Below are 15,304 nucleotides of genomic sequence, written 5' to 3'. Positions count from 1 at the left end.
CGCTGGCAAGCCAGCTCCCACAGGGATCGATGGTGTTCACACAATATGTGTTCCACCTCGGACACTGTGGGAGCTGGCTTGCCAGCGAAGGGGCCAGGTCAGGCGCTAGAGCTCTTTGGCCAAAGACTCAATCTGCTCCTGCCGCTCCGCCTGATTCAATTTCGCCTGCGGATTCAACGACGACCACTGCGGATGCGCCCGCGCCTTGCTCAGCGCCTCGGGCAACTTGCCCTCACGCCAGGTCTTGTCCTGCGGCGTCGCCACCTGAACCGCGTCCATCGCCGCATGTCCACGCTGATCCAGCGCCAGCAACAACTGCCGCTGGCGCAACGCCAATAACCGCAGCACCCCGTCATCCACCGTCAATTCCCGCTGGCCTTTGATCTTGCCGAGCAAGCGACTGCCATAACTGCGCACCGTTTGCAGCGCACCGCCAGCAATCGCGCCAGCCAACGCCGCTGCGCCGAGAGTAATTCCGCCGACCAGCAAATCGACGCCAGCCCCCGCCGCCGCGCCTGCGGCGATGCCGCCACCGACCCGCACACCGAGTTGCTTGAGGGTTTCCGGATTGAACAGGTCATCGCCCCAACGCCCATCCAGCAGAGGCAAATCACTCGCCGCCGCATCCTGCGGGCGAAACGCATAGAGCTTGAGCAGCGCTTCGACGCATTTTTGCTCGCGCTGACGCACGGCTTTGCGCAATTCGCTGATGGCTTGCTGTTCCTGCTCGGCTTCACTGACCACACTGCGTCGACACGCGGCGCAGTCGATCAGCAATTCGGCGATCAGGCGCGCCGCACTTTGCTGGCGGGCGAGGCGCTGGGCTTGCTGATCAGCGATCAACCGTTCCAGTTGCGGTCGCGCCGTTTCCAGCAATAACGCCAGACTCTCGTACAGCCGCCGCTCGCCATCCTCCGGCGGCGCGACGCTGTCGAAACGCACCAATGCGTGCAATCCGAGCCGCGCCAATGCTTCACGCCAATCCGGTTCACGGTGATTGGCACTGCTGACGAAATTCAGCACCGGCAGCAGCGGTTTACCGCAACTGGCGAGCACTTCCAGTTCATCGCGATACTTGGCCAACACCGGCTCGCGGGCGTCGATGACATACAAACCGGCGTCGGAGGCGAGCAGTTGCCGCAGCACCTTGGCTTCCTGTTCGAAACGCTGACGCGCCTCGCTGCCGTCGAGAAACCGCACCAGCCGCGCCGGGCCGTCGAGGCGTTCGCCGGGGCGTTCCAGGCGTTCGAGAAAATCCAGCAGGGCGATGGCGTCTTCCAGCCCCGGCGTGTCGTAGAGGTCGAGCAACGGTTCGCCGTCCACCGACAACCGCGCGCCTTCGACATGGCGGGTGGTGCTTGGGCGATGGGAGACCTCGCCGAAGCCGACATCACGAGTCAGCGTACGCAACAGTGAGGTTTTGCCGACGTTGGTGTGGCCGACCACCGCGAGTTTCAGCGGCGCTTTCCAGGTATCAGTCATGACCCGTCTCCAGCCAGTTCAGCGGTGCGCAATCGGCGAAGGGCAACTCCAGTTGTTGCAGCGCAATGTGCCAGTCACCGAGGCGCTCGGCGTCCAGCGCTTCGCCGGGTGGCGCTTGCAGCAGCCAGACCCGGGTTTCGCCCGCACTGCGTGCCAATTCGGCGATCAAGGCGAGGCTGCCGCGATCCGGCGAACGTCGTGGATCACAGGCAATCGCCAGACGTGCCGGGGGGAAGCGGCTCAGTTGTTCGAGGAGTTTGGTGCGCGATTCGCGGCTGTCGAGGATGCCGGCGTTGCTGACGCTTTTCGGCAGGGCGGGCGGCCATGGGCGTTGCTCATCGAGTTCGATGGCGACCAGCAGCGCGCCTTCGCTGGCGAGTTCACCCACGCCGCTTTCGACGCGATGCATCTGCGCAGGCTCCGGGTCGTTGACGCCGAGGCGTTCGCTGGTGGGCATCAGGCGTTCGCGCAGTTGCGCGTAGCCGGGCAGGTTCAAGTCCAGACGCAGTGCGGCTTTGCCGGCATTCCAGCGCCACAGGCAAAACAGCGCGAGCAACAACCGCGGGACGACGCCGTAGACCACCAGCACGCCAACCAGCCATGTCGCCCAGGCCTGGCGGGCGCTTTCGATGTCGAGTGCGCTGTCGCCGCTGGCGCGGATCATCTCCACGGTCGGCACATTGAAACCGAGCAGCGACGGCAGATAGCCGAGTGCCTGAGTGACGTGGATAAAGGTGTTGGCACTGAGAATCGTGGTTTCCCAGACAAAGCCGTAGCGCCGGGTCGCCATCAGCGTCAGCAACAGAATCAGTGCGCTGAGCATCGCCAATAACCACAAGCCGTTGACCAATGCACCCAGCGCCCAGCGATTGAGCTTCTGGCGCTGGAGCATCAGCAGCAGCGCTGGCGCCAGTTGCGCGGCTTTGGCGTCGCGGGCGAACTTTTCGCTGAGCCACAACCACAGGCGGCCCAAAGTGGCACCGTGTTCGCCGGCAAAAATCAGCCCCAGCGCCCAGCTCAGCAACAGAATCAGATTCAGCCCGAGCAGGCTGCCCAAGGCCCAGAACACGTTGACCGGGGTTTGTCCCAGCGCGGCGAAGGCCAGCCCGGCACCGCTCAATACGGCGAAAATCATCAGCAACATCAGCGCCAGACGCGCGCCTTGCAGCCAGTGTTTGAGTGCAGATGTCAGCCCGTCACGCTCAGCCAGCCACAGCGCACGGCGCTGAATCCGGCTCGGCAGATCACCGCCGGCCGCGCGGGCCAGGCGATTGGCTTCCAGATCATCCAGGGGACCTGCGTGTTCTTCGCGCAGGCGCACGGTTTCGGTCAACCAGAGGTTTTGCAGTGGAGTCAGTTGTGTCACGCGGCATCCCGTCGCTCAATTGAGCCGTGAGCATAACCGCTGTGGCGCTTATCGGGTCAAGCGAGGCTCTGGTATCCTCGCCGGCATGACTAAATCACTCCCCCTCAGCCTGATCGCAGCCCTCGGTGAAAACCGTGTGATCGGCGTCGACAACAGCATGCCCTGGCACCTGCCGGGGGACTTCAAATACTTCAAGGCGACGACCTTGGGCAAGCCGATCATCATGGGTCGCAAGACCTGGGATTCCCTCGGTCGTCCGCTGCCGGGCCGGTTGAACATCGTGGTCAGCCGTCAGCAAGACCTGGTGCTCGAAGGTGCGGAGGTTTATCCGTCGCTGGAGGCTGCCGTGGTTCGCGCCGAAGAGTGGGCGAAAGAGCAGGGCGTCGATGAGTTGATGCTGATTGGCGGGGCGCAGTTGTATGCGCAGGGGCTGGCTGATGCGGATCGCTTGTACTTGACCCGTGTGGCGCTGAGCCCGGAGGGCGATGCATGGTTTCCGGAGTTCGATTTGCACCAGTGGAAACTGGTGTCGAACGTGCCGAATCCGGCGGAAGGCGATAAACCGGCGTACAACTTCGAAGTCTGGGAAAAGGCTTAAAAGCATCGCTGGCAAGCCAGCTCCCACAGGGATCGATGGTGTTCACACAATATGTGTTTCACCTCGGACACTGTGGGAGCCGGCTTGCCAGCGATAGGGCCAGATCAGGCAAAGAAGACCTTAAGCCTGAGCAAGCTCCGCATGCTCATCGGCATCCAGCAACTCTTTATCGGTCTGCTGCATCACCTGACTGGTAATCGCACCAGCAGTAATCGAACCACTCACGTTCAACGCCGTACGACCCATATCAATCAGCGGCTCAACCGAAATCAGCAACGCCACCAGTGACACCGGCAAGCCCATCGCCGGCAGCACGATCAGCGCGGCGAACGTCGCACCGCCACCCACGCCGGCCACACCGGCCGAACTCAGGGTCACAATCGCCACCAGCGTCGCGATCCACAGCGGATCCAGCGGGTTGATGCCAACGGTTGGCGCAACCATCACCGCCAGCATCGCCGGGTACAGGCCTGCGCAGCCGTTCTGGCCGATGGTCGCACCGAACGAAGCGGCAAAACTCGCCACCGATTGTGGAATGCCCAGACGACGGGTCTGCGCTTCAATGCTCAGCGGAATGCTGGCGGCGCTGGAGCGGCTGGTGAACGCGAACGTCAGCACCGGCCAGATCTTGCGGAAGAAACGCAGCGGGTTGATCCCGGCCGCCGACACCAGCAAACCGTGGACGACAAACATCAGACCGAGGCCGAGGTACGACACCACCACGAAACTGCCGAGCTTGATGATGTCTTGCAGGTTGGAACCGGCGACCACTTTGGTCATCAGCGCCAGCACGCCGTACGGGGTCAGCTTCATGACCAGACGCACCAGACGCATCACCCAGGCTTGCAGGGTGTCGATGGCGTTGATCACTTTCTGACCTTTCTCGACGTCGTCCTTGAGCAGTTGCAGCGCGGCAACCCCGAGGAACGCAGCGAAAATCACCACGCTGATGATCGAGGTCGGCTTGGCCCGCGCCAGGTCGGCGAACGGATTCTGCGGGATAAACGACAGCAGCAATTGCGGCACATTCAGGTCGGCAACCTTGCCGGCGTAGTCGGTCTGGATGGTTTGCAGACGGGCCATTTCCTGGGTGCCGGCGACCAGACCTTCAGCGGTGAGGCCGAACAGATTGGTCAGGCCGATACCGATCAGCGCCGCAATCGCCGTGGTGAACAGCAGCGTGCCGATGGTCAGGAAGCTGATCTTGCCCAACGACGAAGCGTTGTGCAGGCGCGCCACGGCGCTGAGGATCGAGGCGAACACTAGCGGGATGACGATCATTTGCAGCAACTGCACGTAACCGTTGCCAACCAGATCGAACCAGCCGATCGAGGCTTTCAGCACCGGGTTGCCGGCACCGTAGATCGTGTGCAGCGCAACACCGAACGCAACACCCAATCCCAGCGCGAGCAGGACTTTTTTCGCCAGGCTCCAAGTGGTGTGGCGGGTTTGCGCCAGACCGAAGAGCAGGGCGAGGAACACCAGCAGGTTGAGAATCAACGGTAGATTCATGAGATCTCCAGGTAAGACTGTGCCAACAGCCTTCCGGGGCTGCTGCGAACCGGTAAGCCTAACAGTTTGATTTGCAATGATTTAATACCGAAATTGAAGGTCTTCCGTCGTTTTTGGAATAAGCGCATGTCGCTCTCGGCAATGCATTTGGCGCAATGGGGACGTGAGCGGTCGCTGACAGACGAGGACTGTCACACATATTTGTTAGCGTCGATGTCTTTAGCTCAGGGAGAAAGCATCGATGAAGTTCACACCGAAATTTCTGGCTGTCGCACTGACTGTAGGTTTGGGCCTGGCCGGTCAGGCTTTCGCCACCGACCTCAAACACTGGCCGGCGGATCAGGCCAAGGCACTGGACGCGATGATCGCCGCCAACGCCAACAAGGGTAACTACGCAGTGTTCGACATGGACAACACCAGTTACCGCTACGACCTCGAAGAGTCCTTGCTGCCATTCATGGAAAACAAGGGCCTGATCACCCGCGACAAGCTCGATCCCTCCCTGAAGCTGATGCCGTTCAAGGACACCGCCGACCACAAGGAAAGCCTGTTCAGTTACTACTATCGCCTCTGCGAAGTCGACGACATGGTCTGCTACCCGTGGGTGGCGCAGGTGTTCTCCGGCTTCACCCTCAAGGAGCTTAAGGGCTACGTCGATGAGTTGATGGCCTCGGGCAAGCCGGTGCCGGCGACTTATTACGAAGGCGATGTGGTGAAGAACCTCGACGTTCAACCACCGAAAATCTTCACCGGCCAGGTTGAGCTGTACAACAAGCTGATGGAGAACGGCATCGAGGTCTACGTGATGACTGCGGCCTCGGAAGAACTGGTGCGCATGGTCGCGGCCGATCCGAAGTATGGCTACAACGTCAAACCGCAGAACGTCATCGGCGTGACCACGTTGCTGAAAAACCGCGAAACCAACGAACTGACCACTGCGCGCAAGCAGATTACCGCCGGCAAATATGACGAGAAGGCCAACCTTGGCCTCGAACTGACGCCATACCTGTGGACGCCAGCAACGTGGATGGCCGGCAAGCACGCGGCGATTCTGACTTACATCGACGAATGGAAAAAACCGGTACTGGTGGGTGGCGATACCCCGACCAGCGACGGTTACATGCTGTTCCACGATGTGGATGTGGCCAAGGGCGGCATTCACTTGTGGGTCAACCGCAAGGACAAATACATGACGCAGCTCAACGGCATGATGGCCAAGCACGCAGCGGCGCAGGCCAAGGAAGGGTTGCCGGTGACGGCGGACAAGAACTGGGTGATCGTCAAGCCTGAAGAGATTCAGTAAGACCGAGTCGCTCCCATCGCTGGCAAGCCAGCTCCCACAGTGTCCAAGGTGAAACACAAATGGTGAGAACACCATAAATCCCTGTGGGAGCTGGCTTGCCAGCGATGGGGCCCTCGTGTTCATCCATTGATTCGATCAGGCGAAAAAATGCCCCGCACGTTGGCGGGGCATTTTCGTTACTGCGATTCGACGCTTACAGCCCGTCGAGCATTGCCTTGTTACGCACAGCACCCTTGTCGGCGCTGGTCGCCAGCAGGGCGTAGGCCTTGAGGGCGGTGGTCACTTTGCGAGGACGAACCTCAACCGGTTTCCAGCCTTTCTTGTCCTGCTCGACCCGGCGTGCAGCCAGTTCTTCGTCGCTGACCAACAGGTTGATCGAACGGTTCGGGATGTCGATCAGCACTTTATCGCCGTCCTGCACCAGACCGATCGCGCCGCCGGCCGCAGCCTCTGGCGAAGCGTGGCCGATGGACAGGCCCGAAGTGCCGCCGGAGAAACGACCATCGGTGAGCAGCGCACAGGCTTTGCCCAGGCCTTTGGATTTCAGGTAAGAGGTCGGGTAGAGCATTTCCTGCATGCCCGGGCCGCCTTTCGGGCCTTCGTAGCGAATGATGACGATGTCGCCAGCCTTCACTTCGTCAGCGAGGATGCCGCGCACGGCGCTGTCCTGGCTTTCGAAGATTTTCGCGTTGCCTTCGAAGACATGGATCGACTCATCGACGCCGGCAGTTTTCACCACGCAGCCGTCCAGCGCGATGTTGCCGTACAACACGGCCAGGCCACCCTCTTGCGAGTAAGCGTGTTCGAAGCTGCGGATGCAGCCGTTTTCACGGTCATCATCCAGGGTTTCCCAACGGGTCGACTGGCTGAACGCGGTCTGGGTCGGGATGCCGGCAGGACCAGCCTTGAAGAAGTGGTGAACCGCTTCGTCAGTGGTCTGGGTGATGTCCCACTTGGCGATGGCTTCTTCCATGCTGCGGCTGTGCACGGTCGGCAGATCGGTGTGCAGCAGGCCGCCACGGGCCAGCGAACCGAGGATGCTGAAGATGCCGCCGGCGCGGTGCACGTCTTCCATGTGGTACTTCTGGATGTTCGGCGCGACTTTGCACAGCTGTGGAACGCTGCGCGAAAGACGGTCGATATCGCGCAGGTCGAAATCGATCTCCGCCTCCTGGGCGGCAGCCAGCAAGTGCAGGATGGTGTTGGTCGAACCGCCCATGGCGATGTCGAGCATCATCGCGTTCTCGAACGCCTTGAAGTTGGCGATGTTGCGCGGCAATACCGATTCATCGTTCTCGCCGTAGTAACGCTTGCATAGCTCGACGATGGTACGGCCCGCCTGCAGGAACAGCTGCTCGCGGTCGCTGTGGGTGGCGAGGGTCGAACCGTTGCCCGGCAATGCCAGACCCAGCGCTTCCGTCAGGCAGTTCATCGAGTTGGCGGTGAACATGCCGGAGCACGAACCGCAGGTCGGGCAGGCGCTGCGCTCGTACTCAGCGACTTTCTCGTCAGAAGCGCTTTCGTCGGCGGCGATCACCATGGCGTCGACGAGGTCGAGGCCGTGGGAAGCGAGTTTGGTCTTGCCGGCTTCCATCGGGCCGCCGGAAACGAAAATCACCGGGATGTTCAGGCGCAAGGCAGCCATCAGCATGCCCGGGGTGATCTTGTCGCAGTTGGAAATGCACACGATGGCATCGGCGCAGTGGGCGTTGACCATGTACTCGACGGAATCGGCGATGATCTCGCGGCTCGGCAGCGAATAGAGCATGCCGTCGTGGCCCATGGCGATACCGTCATCCACGGCGATGGTGTTGAATTCTTTCGCGACGCCACCGGCGCGTTCGATTTCGCGGGCGACCAGCTGGCCCAGATCCTTCAGGTGCACATGGCCCGGTACGAACTGGGTGAACGAGTTGGCAATGGCGATGATCGGCTTTTTGAAGTCGTCATCTTTCATCCCGGTGGCGCGCCACAGTGCGCGGGCGCCGGCCATGTTGCGGCCGTGGGTGGATGTTTTCGAGCGGTAATCTGGCATGGAGCACTCCGGGCGGCTAATCAGGTATCAAAGGGGAGTGAGCTTCTATTGACGTCTGGAACACTCAGAAATGGCCGTGTGTCCGTGAAGTTGCCGATGACGTTGCGGGATCGCCGCTGGTCTCAGCTTGAGCTCATAAACCCGCCGGGGGATGAATGGCGATGAATCAGCCGATTCTACACCGCTGGCGTCTGGAGGGAATGGCGCAAAGCATTGTTCCAGTGCCGACGGTGCGTGTGGCATGACGACCGGCAGGATCATTCGCTGCCAGGTTGCACCAGCGCACTGGCCTGAACGCTCCTCAAGCGCCGGCTGACCCCGCTGTTGAGTGCCAGCGCGACGCAACTGAGCAGTACAAAACTGTAACCCAGCGTGGCTTGCAGATTGGCCGGGCTCAGACTGATCAGTGCGCTGATCAAACCGCCGCTGATAAAAATGATGGTGCTACCGGCCGAGGCCGAAGTGCCGGCGTTGTCGGGAAACAGCGCCATGGCCCGAGAGGTGGCGGCCGGTCGTGTGATGGTGGTGCCGGCCGTGCAGATCAGCATCGGGATCAGCACCGTGGCCGGCGCCAGAGCATGATGGGCGGCCAGATACAGCATGGCCAGGCCCGACAGCAGGATCAGGCTCAGCCCGGTAATGATTTGTCGGCCTGTGGTGATGCGTCGATTTAGCACGCTGGCGACAATGCCGCCGACGATATAGGCAGCCCCGTAAATCAGCAGAATCAGCGAAAAGTCATAGGGCGCGAGTTGTAGCTGATCCATGAAAATCAGCGGCGAAATCACGATGAACGAAAAGTGGCAGGCGAAGGCGAACGCCGATATCAACCAGTAACCGACGGATTGGAAATTTCCCAGTACCCGTCGGTACGACTGAATGAAACCCAGGCGTATGCCACCGCTGGCCGGCCGACTGTTGTCCAGCAACAGCCAGGCCTTGATGAGCACGACTGCTGCGAGTGCGGTAAATACCCAGAAGCTGCCGCGCCAGCCAAGGGTGGCTTGCAGAAAGGTGCCGGCCAGTGGCGACACCGAAATGAAGATCCCGCTGGCGGTGACCATCAGGATACGCAGGCGATCACGCTCTTCACCTTCGAACAGATCCTGCACCAGTGCCTGGGACAGCACGAAACAACCGCACCCTATTGCCTGTACGACACGGAATATCAGGAACAGCGTGTAATCGTCGGTCATCACGCAGCCAAGTGCACCGAGCATCGAGACGCTCATGCCAGCGAGCAACAAGCCCTTGCGACCGATCGTATCGGACAGTGGGCCGATCAGTACCTGGGCAAAGGCGATGCCCACGGCGAACAGGCTGATCGACAGTGCGATGTCCGCCGGGGTTGTCTGGAAGTGCGCGGCCAGTGCCGGAAACGATGGAAGCAGGACATCCAGTGGGAACGCGCCGAGCAGCACCATCGCCAGCAACAGGCTGACAGCCCCGCGACGCTGACGGGGGGTTACCACGGATTTTCCTTTATCCATCGATCAGTCCTGCCTTGGAAAAAAGTGTCTGGTTATGGGGCGTGGCGAAGAAACCGGCCTTGCGCAGTGCATCCAGCGTAGCGATGGAGCCTGATTTTGCACGCGCACGGCTGGCCTGCACTGTTGCCATGCTGCCGACAATATTCCGTACATCGCTCTCGGCAATGCCCGCTCCACGCAGGCTCTGTTGCAGCCAGCGTTCGTCGGCCTCGAAGAAAATGCCGATGATCTCGAGCAGCGTTTTGCTCACAAATGTGCGCTGGCGAATGTTCATGGACAGCCAAAGGTAATGGAACACTTCAGCGAAATAGCGACTGTGGCGGGCTTCGTCGGCCAGATGATCGCGCAGCATGTCGTTCACACTGGACACGAGACTGTCGCGGCACACGTCCAGCAGTTCCCGGGCAATGATGGTTTCCGAAACGAAACCGAGCAGAAACCATGTCAGTGAACGTTGCTTTTCCGGGGTACGGGCGACCAGTGCGTTCATGCGCGTGATGCGCTTGGGTATCGCCGGGCGCCCGCCAACGTTATAAAGCGTGGCGATCTGTTCGGCGAGACGATTGGAGAACAGCGCGTGGTAGCCCTCGTCGGTGTAGAGCTGCAGCGCTGCGTGCTTCATCGCCAGCGGCACATAAATGGGAAGTTCCCGATGGGCGATGACTTCAACCGCGCGATTGACGATGCGATGCTCGAGCAGGGTGGTGTAGTCGAGAAAGTACACCAGATGGTTGGCGGTCAGGCGGTGCAGCACCTCGCGGCCTGCGGCCTGGATCGCTGGATGAGCGAGATAAGGCAGGAAGGCGGGTGGAAACCAGTAGCGGCTTTCAAGTTGTTGCTGCACGTCGTCCGGCAATTGATAGTTGTGGGTGCTGGTGCGTACCGAGGCGCGGCTGTCCCAGTCCCCCAAAGTAAATTTGAGCGCCCATGACACAGGCACTTCGGCCGGATCCGGAATCAAGACTGTCATGCTTGTACCTCGCGCAACAGTTCGTGCATTTCCTGGCACATCGCCTGGCCGTCGCTTTCGCCGCAGCCGACAAAGAACAGCGGTTGCTCCGCGCTTCCCTCAAGCTTGAGCAGTGCTTCGATTTGCCTGTCGGCAAACGCACCGGTCAACCAGGTGTTGAAGCCAAGTGCTGTGGCGACCAGTTGAAAGGTTTGCGACAGATGACCGGCTTCCACGAATGCCATGCGATAGGCCCGTGAGTGCTCGTATTTCCACCAGAGCCGATCGAATCGGGCGGTGATGAACAGGCCCAGCGGCAGATTGTTGATGAAGTGCTGGCCTGCGAGCAAAACCCCCAACGCGCATTGAGGCAATGAATTGACCCGACTGATGGAATGGTCGGTCGGCTGATAGGCGTAGATCCCGGGCTCCAGATCATCGACGTTCTGCACCAGCAGAAAACCTTCGCAGGCGTTCAGACCGCCACCGGAAGGACTGCTGCGGCGTGCGCCGAGATCGTCGGCGATGCTGTCGTCACGGTCCCCGTCGCGCTCGCGCAGGTAACCGAGCGAAAGATAAAGCAGGGTGCCCACGTCCTCGAGTGTCATCGCTGCGCCGGTATAGGTGCGGCAGGTTTTACGCTGGAGCAGGGCGTGAACCAGGCTGTCGTCGCGCAATTCACGCGGAAGGGGCAATGCGATGCGCTGCCCGGCTTCCTGCTGCTGGCGTTCTTTCACGGGAGCCGGGGTCGCCAGGACTTCGTTGCAGTGAGAAAGATATTGCCTGGACCACTCGTGAATATTCTGGGGGGTGTGTTCGCAGGGAATGTTTTGCGTACCGATATGGTAGATCTTCGACAGTTCATCCCAACCCCATTGTGGATTGTCTATTTTTGAAACGGTTAGGATGCCCGCACTTAATAGTTGTGTGTCTATTATGCTGTGCGTGTCGAACAGGTCAGGGTTGTTGATTAGTTGCGTGAGCCGAATTGAATAATCAAGGTCAAGTTCATGCTGGGTATGATCTTTGTAGTTCCATACTATTTGTCCCGGCGAGCGCGGCAATATAAACAGGTAAGGGTTTATGTACATGTGGGTTATTTACTCTGGATAAAATCGAAAAGGACGCCGGGTTGCCGGCACTTCCCGGCGTCCTGCCCTATTTAGCGGGCTTTAGGGGCAACCAGAAAAGCCAGGTTGGCGATTTTGTTGGTTTCCAGATAAATGGTTTTCATGATGTGAACTCCTTGTTCATTGATAGTCGAAGTCACCTCGTGGTGACAACTTCATAATAGTTTGTAATGGATTATTGGCAAGTGGATATTAAGTAGGAATATTCCAGTAATTTTGTCGGAGCGATCTTTAGCTGGAGTTGGACTTTGTAGGCTAAGTTTCAATAATTAAAAGGCGTAAGGAAATATCCTGCACGTCAGTAGGAAAGCAAGTGTAGGAAGTGTCGATTATTGAAGCAGAGATAGCGCCCTGACTGGCATGGGCTGGCGTAAAGCAAACGGGGAGCCTGCTGGCTCCCCGTCATCCGCATTGATCAGCTGTTTGGCAGCAGGCGGCAGGTGATGCTCTTGATGTAGCGGGTTTCGGCGATCGCCGGATGCACCGGGTGATCCGGGCCCTGACCGCCACGCTCAAGCAACTGGATATTGCGGTCCAGGTGACGGGCGCTGGTCAGCAGGATGTTCTGCAGATCGTCTTCCGGCAGGTGCATCGAGCACGAAGCGCTGACCAGGATGCCGTCCTTGTTGAGCAGGCGCATGGCTTGCTCGTTCAGGCGACGGTAGGCGCCTTCGCCGTTTTTCATGTCTTTCTTGCGTTTGATGAACGCCGGCGGGTCGGCCACGATCACGTCGAAGCGTTCTTCGCTGGCCTTCAGTTCTTTCAGGGCTTCGAAAACATCGCCTTCGATGCAGGTCATCTTGTCGGCGAAGCCGTTCAGTGCAGCGTTGCGCTCGACACCGTCGAGAGCGAAAGCCGAGGCATCGACGCAGAACACTTCGCTGGCGCCGAAAGCGGCAGCCTGCACGCCCCAGCCACCGATGTAGCTATAGAGGTCGAGGACGCGTTTGCCTTTGGCGTAAGGGGCCAGGCGTGCGCGGTTCATGCGGTGGTCGTAGAACCAGCCGGTTTTCTGACCCTGGATGACCGGTGCTTCGAATTTCACGCCGTTCTCTTCCAGCGCGACCCACTCCGGCACCAGACCGAATACGGTTTCGACGTAACGGTTGAGGCCTTCGGCGTCACGGGCGGCGGAGTCGTTCTTGAAAAGGATGCCGCTTGGCTTGAGCACTTGGGTCAGTGCGGCGATCACGTCATCTTTATGCGCTTCCATGGTCGCCGAGGCGATCTGCACCACAAGAATGTCGCCGAAACGGTCGACAACCAGGCCCGGCAGCAGGTCGGAATCACCGTATACCAGACGATAAAACGGCTTGTCGAACAGACGCTCGCGCAGGGACAGCGCGACGTTCAGGCGGTGCACCAACAGCGATTTGTCCAGCGCGACCTTGGTGTCACGCGACAGCAGGCGGGCGCAGATCAGGTTGTTCGGGCTCATCGCGACGATGCCCAGCGGCTTGCCGCCGGCGGCTTCGAGGATCGCCTGATCGCCGGCGTTGAAGCCGTGCAGTGGCGTGGCGGCCACATCGATTTCGTTGCTGTAGACCCACAGGTGACCGGCGCGCAGGCGACGGTCGGCGTTGGCTTTGAGGCGCAAGCTAGGCAGGGACATGACGTCGCTCCGGAAAAAAGAGCGGGAGTATACCGTGTTGCTCGGCCCGATTGGCTGGTGAGTGGACATGTGGCGCGACAGCAATGGTGAGAGGGCTTACCGGTGGCGAAGGGATTCATCCCCGACGGAGGCGCAGCCGTCGCACCTGTCTGACACGGTAAGCCTGATATCTCGCGCTGTCAGATTTGCGACTGCTGCGCAGCCGATCGGGGATAAATCCCCTCGCCACAAGGGCAGTTCAATCAGAGAGTGCGTCGATCAACTCTCGGCTGAACGCCGGAATATCATCCGGCTGACGGCTGCTGATCAAGTGACCGTCTCTGACCACTTCCTGATCGACCCAATTGGCTCCGGCATTCACCAGATCATCCTTGAGTGTCTTGTAGCTGGTGATGGTTTTGCCATTGACCAGCCCCGACGAGATCAGCAACCAACTGCCATGGCAGATCACCGCAATCGGTTTGCCGGCCGAAGTGCCGGTCTTGACCAGATGCTGGGCATCCTGATCGATGCGGATCGTGTCGGAGTTCTGGACGCCACCGGGCAGCACGATCGCGTCATATTGCTCGCTGCTGGCGGCCTGGAAAGTCTGGTCGACGGTGAAGTCGTCCGCCGGTTTGTCGTGATGCCAGCCTTTAACCTTGCCGGCCTCGGCCGAGAGGATATCGACCTGCGCACCGGCCTCTTCCAGCGCTTGCTTGGGACCGGTCAATTCGACCTGTTCGAAACCATCGGTTACCAAAAAAGCGACGCGCTTGCCGTTGAGTGAAGTAGCCATCAATAAGCTCCTGAGTCTGTTGGAAATAGCCGCCCCACGGGATCGAGATGAACCGCCGGGCATTACAGAGTCCGAAGCCAGGGCCTGAATGAAAGTTCCTGACAATTGCCCACTGGTGTGTCGTCTTGCGGTTTTTAGGGGTTAGAATCGCCGCCTGTCCCAGAGTGTGTACTTATGTCCCAAGAGCTGACCACCGAACAGATTCAACAATCCCTGCAGGGCATCAGCGTGCCCGCGCAGCCGCAGATCATGGTGGATCTGCAAATGGAGCAGTACATGCCCGACCCGGATCTGGAGGTGATCGCCAAGCTGATCGCCCAGGATCCCGGCCTGTCCGGCGCGCTGCTGAAAATCGTCAACTCGCCGTATTACGGCTTGAGCAACAAGATCACTTCGATCCAGCGCGCGGTAAACCTGCTGGGCAGCCGTTCGATCATCAACCTGATCAATGCCCAATCGATCAAGGGCGAGATGAACGACGACACCATCGTCACCCTCAATCGTTTCTGGGACACCGCGCAGGACGTGGCGATGACTTGCCTGACCCTGGCCAAGCGCATCGGCACTCAGGCGGGCGACGAGGCATACGCTCTCGGCCTGTTCCACGACTGCGGCGTACCGTTGATGTTGCAGCGGTTCCCCAATTACATGTCGGTACTGGAAAAGGCTTACGCCAATGCCAGCGCCGAATGCCGTGTGGTGGACACTGAAAACGCCGAGTTCAACACCAACCACGCTGTGGTCGGCTACTACACCGCCAAGTCCTGGCGCCTGCCGGAACATGTCAGCGCAGCCATCGCCAATCACCACAATGCTTTGGCGATCTTCAGCGATGAGTCGTCGCGCAACAGTCAGCTGAAAAACCTGTTGGCGATTCTCAAGATGGCCGAGCACATCTGCGCCTCGTATCGAGTGCTGGGCAACCAGACCGAAGATTTCGAATGGAACGCTGTCGGCCCGCTGGTACTCGATTACGTAGGGCTGTCGGACTACGACTTCGAAACCCTCAAACAAACGATCCGCGACCTCGGCGCGCATTGATTCGAGGA

General features: G+C 59.8%; 12 protein-coding genes. 3 read left to right on the top strand and 9 right to left on the bottom strand.

The window, feature by feature from the left end; genetic code table 11:
• Positions 1 to 105: 105 nt before the first annotated feature.
• Both ACVVH8_RS28195 and ACVVH8_RS28190 read right to left on the bottom strand, forming a co-directional pair.
• On the bottom strand, positions 106 to 1,482 hold the full coding sequence (locus ACVVH8_RS28195) for a GTPase/DUF3482 domain-containing protein (RefSeq protein WP_475227456.1): 1,377 nt from the start codon (positions 1,480 to 1,482) through the stop codon (positions 106 to 108).
• On the bottom strand, positions 1,475 to 2,848 hold the full coding sequence (locus ACVVH8_RS28190) for a DUF2868 domain-containing protein (RefSeq protein ID WP_475227453.1): 1,374 nt from the start codon (positions 2,846 to 2,848) through the stop codon (positions 1,475 to 1,477). Before ACVVH8_RS28190 ends, ACVVH8_RS28195 begins: the two co-directional genes overlap by 8 nt.
• 85 nt (positions 2,849 to 2,933) lie before the next feature.
• On the opposite strand from ACVVH8_RS28190, the gene ACVVH8_RS28185 reads away from it, so the two are divergent.
• A complete protein-coding gene (locus ACVVH8_RS28185) occupies positions 2,934 to 3,446 on the top strand; it encodes a dihydrofolate reductase (RefSeq protein ID WP_401300418.1) in 513 nt (170 codons plus the stop codon).
• Between the two features lie 120 nt (positions 3,447 to 3,566).
• Here ACVVH8_RS28185 and ACVVH8_RS28180 read toward each other — a convergent pair whose 3' ends face one another.
• The gene (locus tag ACVVH8_RS28180; RefSeq protein ID WP_103304340.1) at positions 3,567 to 4,958 is read right to left on the bottom strand and encodes an L-cystine transporter; all 1,392 of its coding nucleotides are present in this window, start codon (positions 4,956 to 4,958) and stop codon (positions 3,567 to 3,569) included.
• A 241-nt stretch (positions 4,959 to 5,199) separates the two neighbouring features.
• Here ACVVH8_RS28180 and ACVVH8_RS28175 point away from each other — a divergent pair, with 241 nt between their 5' ends.
• Positions 5,200 to 6,261, top strand: a complete 1,062-nt coding sequence (locus ACVVH8_RS28175) for an HAD family hydrolase (protein WP_475227451.1) — start codon at positions 5,200 to 5,202, stop codon at positions 6,259 to 6,261.
• Between the two features lie 193 nt (positions 6,262 to 6,454).
• Here ACVVH8_RS28175 and ilvD read toward each other — a convergent pair whose 3' ends face one another.
• The 6 genes from ilvD to ACVVH8_RS28145 form a co-directional block, all read right to left on the bottom strand.
• A complete protein-coding gene (ilvD, locus tag ACVVH8_RS28170; protein ID WP_103304338.1) occupies positions 6,455 to 8,296 on the bottom strand; it encodes a dihydroxy-acid dehydratase in 1,842 nt (613 codons plus the stop codon).
• 257 nt (positions 8,297 to 8,553) lie between these two features.
• Positions 8,554 to 9,786, bottom strand: coding sequence for an MFS transporter (locus tag ACVVH8_RS28165; RefSeq protein WP_475227448.1), 1,233 nt, complete (start codon positions 9,784 to 9,786; stop codon positions 8,554 to 8,556).
• Entirely contained in the window at positions 9,779 to 10,756 is a 978-nt protein-coding gene (locus ACVVH8_RS28160) for a diiron oxygenase (RefSeq protein WP_103304336.1), read from the bottom strand. Before ACVVH8_RS28160 ends, ACVVH8_RS28165 begins: the two co-directional genes overlap by 8 nt.
• Complete coding sequence (locus ACVVH8_RS28155; protein WP_475227445.1) at positions 10,753 to 11,826, bottom strand: SagB family peptide dehydrogenase; 1,074 nt, start codon at positions 11,824 to 11,826, stop codon at positions 10,753 to 10,755. The genes ACVVH8_RS28160 and ACVVH8_RS28155 overlap by 4 nt, the downstream gene beginning before the upstream one ends.
• Positions 11,827 to 12,280: 454 nt before the next feature.
• Positions 12,281 to 13,477: a class I SAM-dependent rRNA methyltransferase gene (locus ACVVH8_RS28150; RefSeq protein ID WP_007913577.1), complete on the bottom strand. Its 1,197-nt coding sequence runs from the start codon at positions 13,475 to 13,477 to the stop codon at positions 12,281 to 12,283.
• Positions 13,478 to 13,715: 238 nt separating this feature from the next.
• Positions 13,716 to 14,255, bottom strand: coding sequence for a type 1 glutamine amidotransferase domain-containing protein (locus ACVVH8_RS28145; protein WP_401300433.1), 540 nt, complete (start codon positions 14,253 to 14,255; stop codon positions 13,716 to 13,718).
• A 228-nt stretch (positions 14,256 to 14,483) separates the two neighbouring features.
• On the opposite strand from ACVVH8_RS28145, the gene ACVVH8_RS28140 reads away from it, so the two are divergent.
• Entirely contained in the window at positions 14,484 to 15,296 is an 813-nt protein-coding gene (locus tag ACVVH8_RS28140; protein WP_177431403.1) for an HDOD domain-containing protein, read from the top strand.
• The last annotated feature ends 8 nt before the right edge of the window (positions 15,297 to 15,304 follow it).

Source organism: Pseudomonas trutticola BRTCR10 (assembly GCF_056155105.1).
This window is presented reverse-complemented; position numbering and strand designations above follow the sequence as displayed.

Coding starts and splice junctions, on each gene's coding strand:
- ilvD (WP_103304338.1), bottom strand. CDS start 8,296: ATGCCAGATTACCGCTCGAAAACATCCACCCACGGCCGCAACATGGCC.
- ACVVH8_RS28165 (WP_475227448.1), bottom strand. CDS start 9,786: ATGGATAAAGGAAAATCCGTGGTAACCCCCCGTCAGCGTCGCGGGGCT.
- ACVVH8_RS28160 (WP_103304336.1), bottom strand. CDS start 10,756: ATGACAGTCTTGATTCCGGATCCGGCCGAAGTGCCTGTGTCATGGGCG.
- ACVVH8_RS28145 (WP_401300433.1), bottom strand. CDS start 14,255: ATGGCTACTTCACTCAACGGCAAGCGCGTCGCTTTTTTGGTAACCGAT.
- ACVVH8_RS28175 (WP_475227451.1), top strand. CDS start 5,200: ATGAAGTTCACACCGAAATTTCTGGCTGTCGCACTGACTGTAGGTTTG.
- ACVVH8_RS28185 (WP_401300418.1), top strand. CDS start 2,934: ATGACTAAATCACTCCCCCTCAGCCTGATCGCAGCCCTCGGTGAAAAC.
- ACVVH8_RS28180 (WP_103304340.1), bottom strand. CDS start 4,958: ATGAATCTACCGTTGATTCTCAACCTGCTGGTGTTCCTCGCCCTGCTC.
- ACVVH8_RS28195 (WP_475227456.1), bottom strand. CDS start 1,482: ATGACTGATACCTGGAAAGCGCCGCTGAAACTCGCGGTGGTCGGCCAC.
- ACVVH8_RS28155 (WP_475227445.1), bottom strand. CDS start 11,826: ATGTACATAAACCCTTACCTGTTTATATTGCCGCGCTCGCCGGGACAA.
- ACVVH8_RS28150 (WP_007913577.1), bottom strand. CDS start 13,477: ATGTCCCTGCCTAGCTTGCGCCTCAAAGCCAACGCCGACCGTCGCCTG.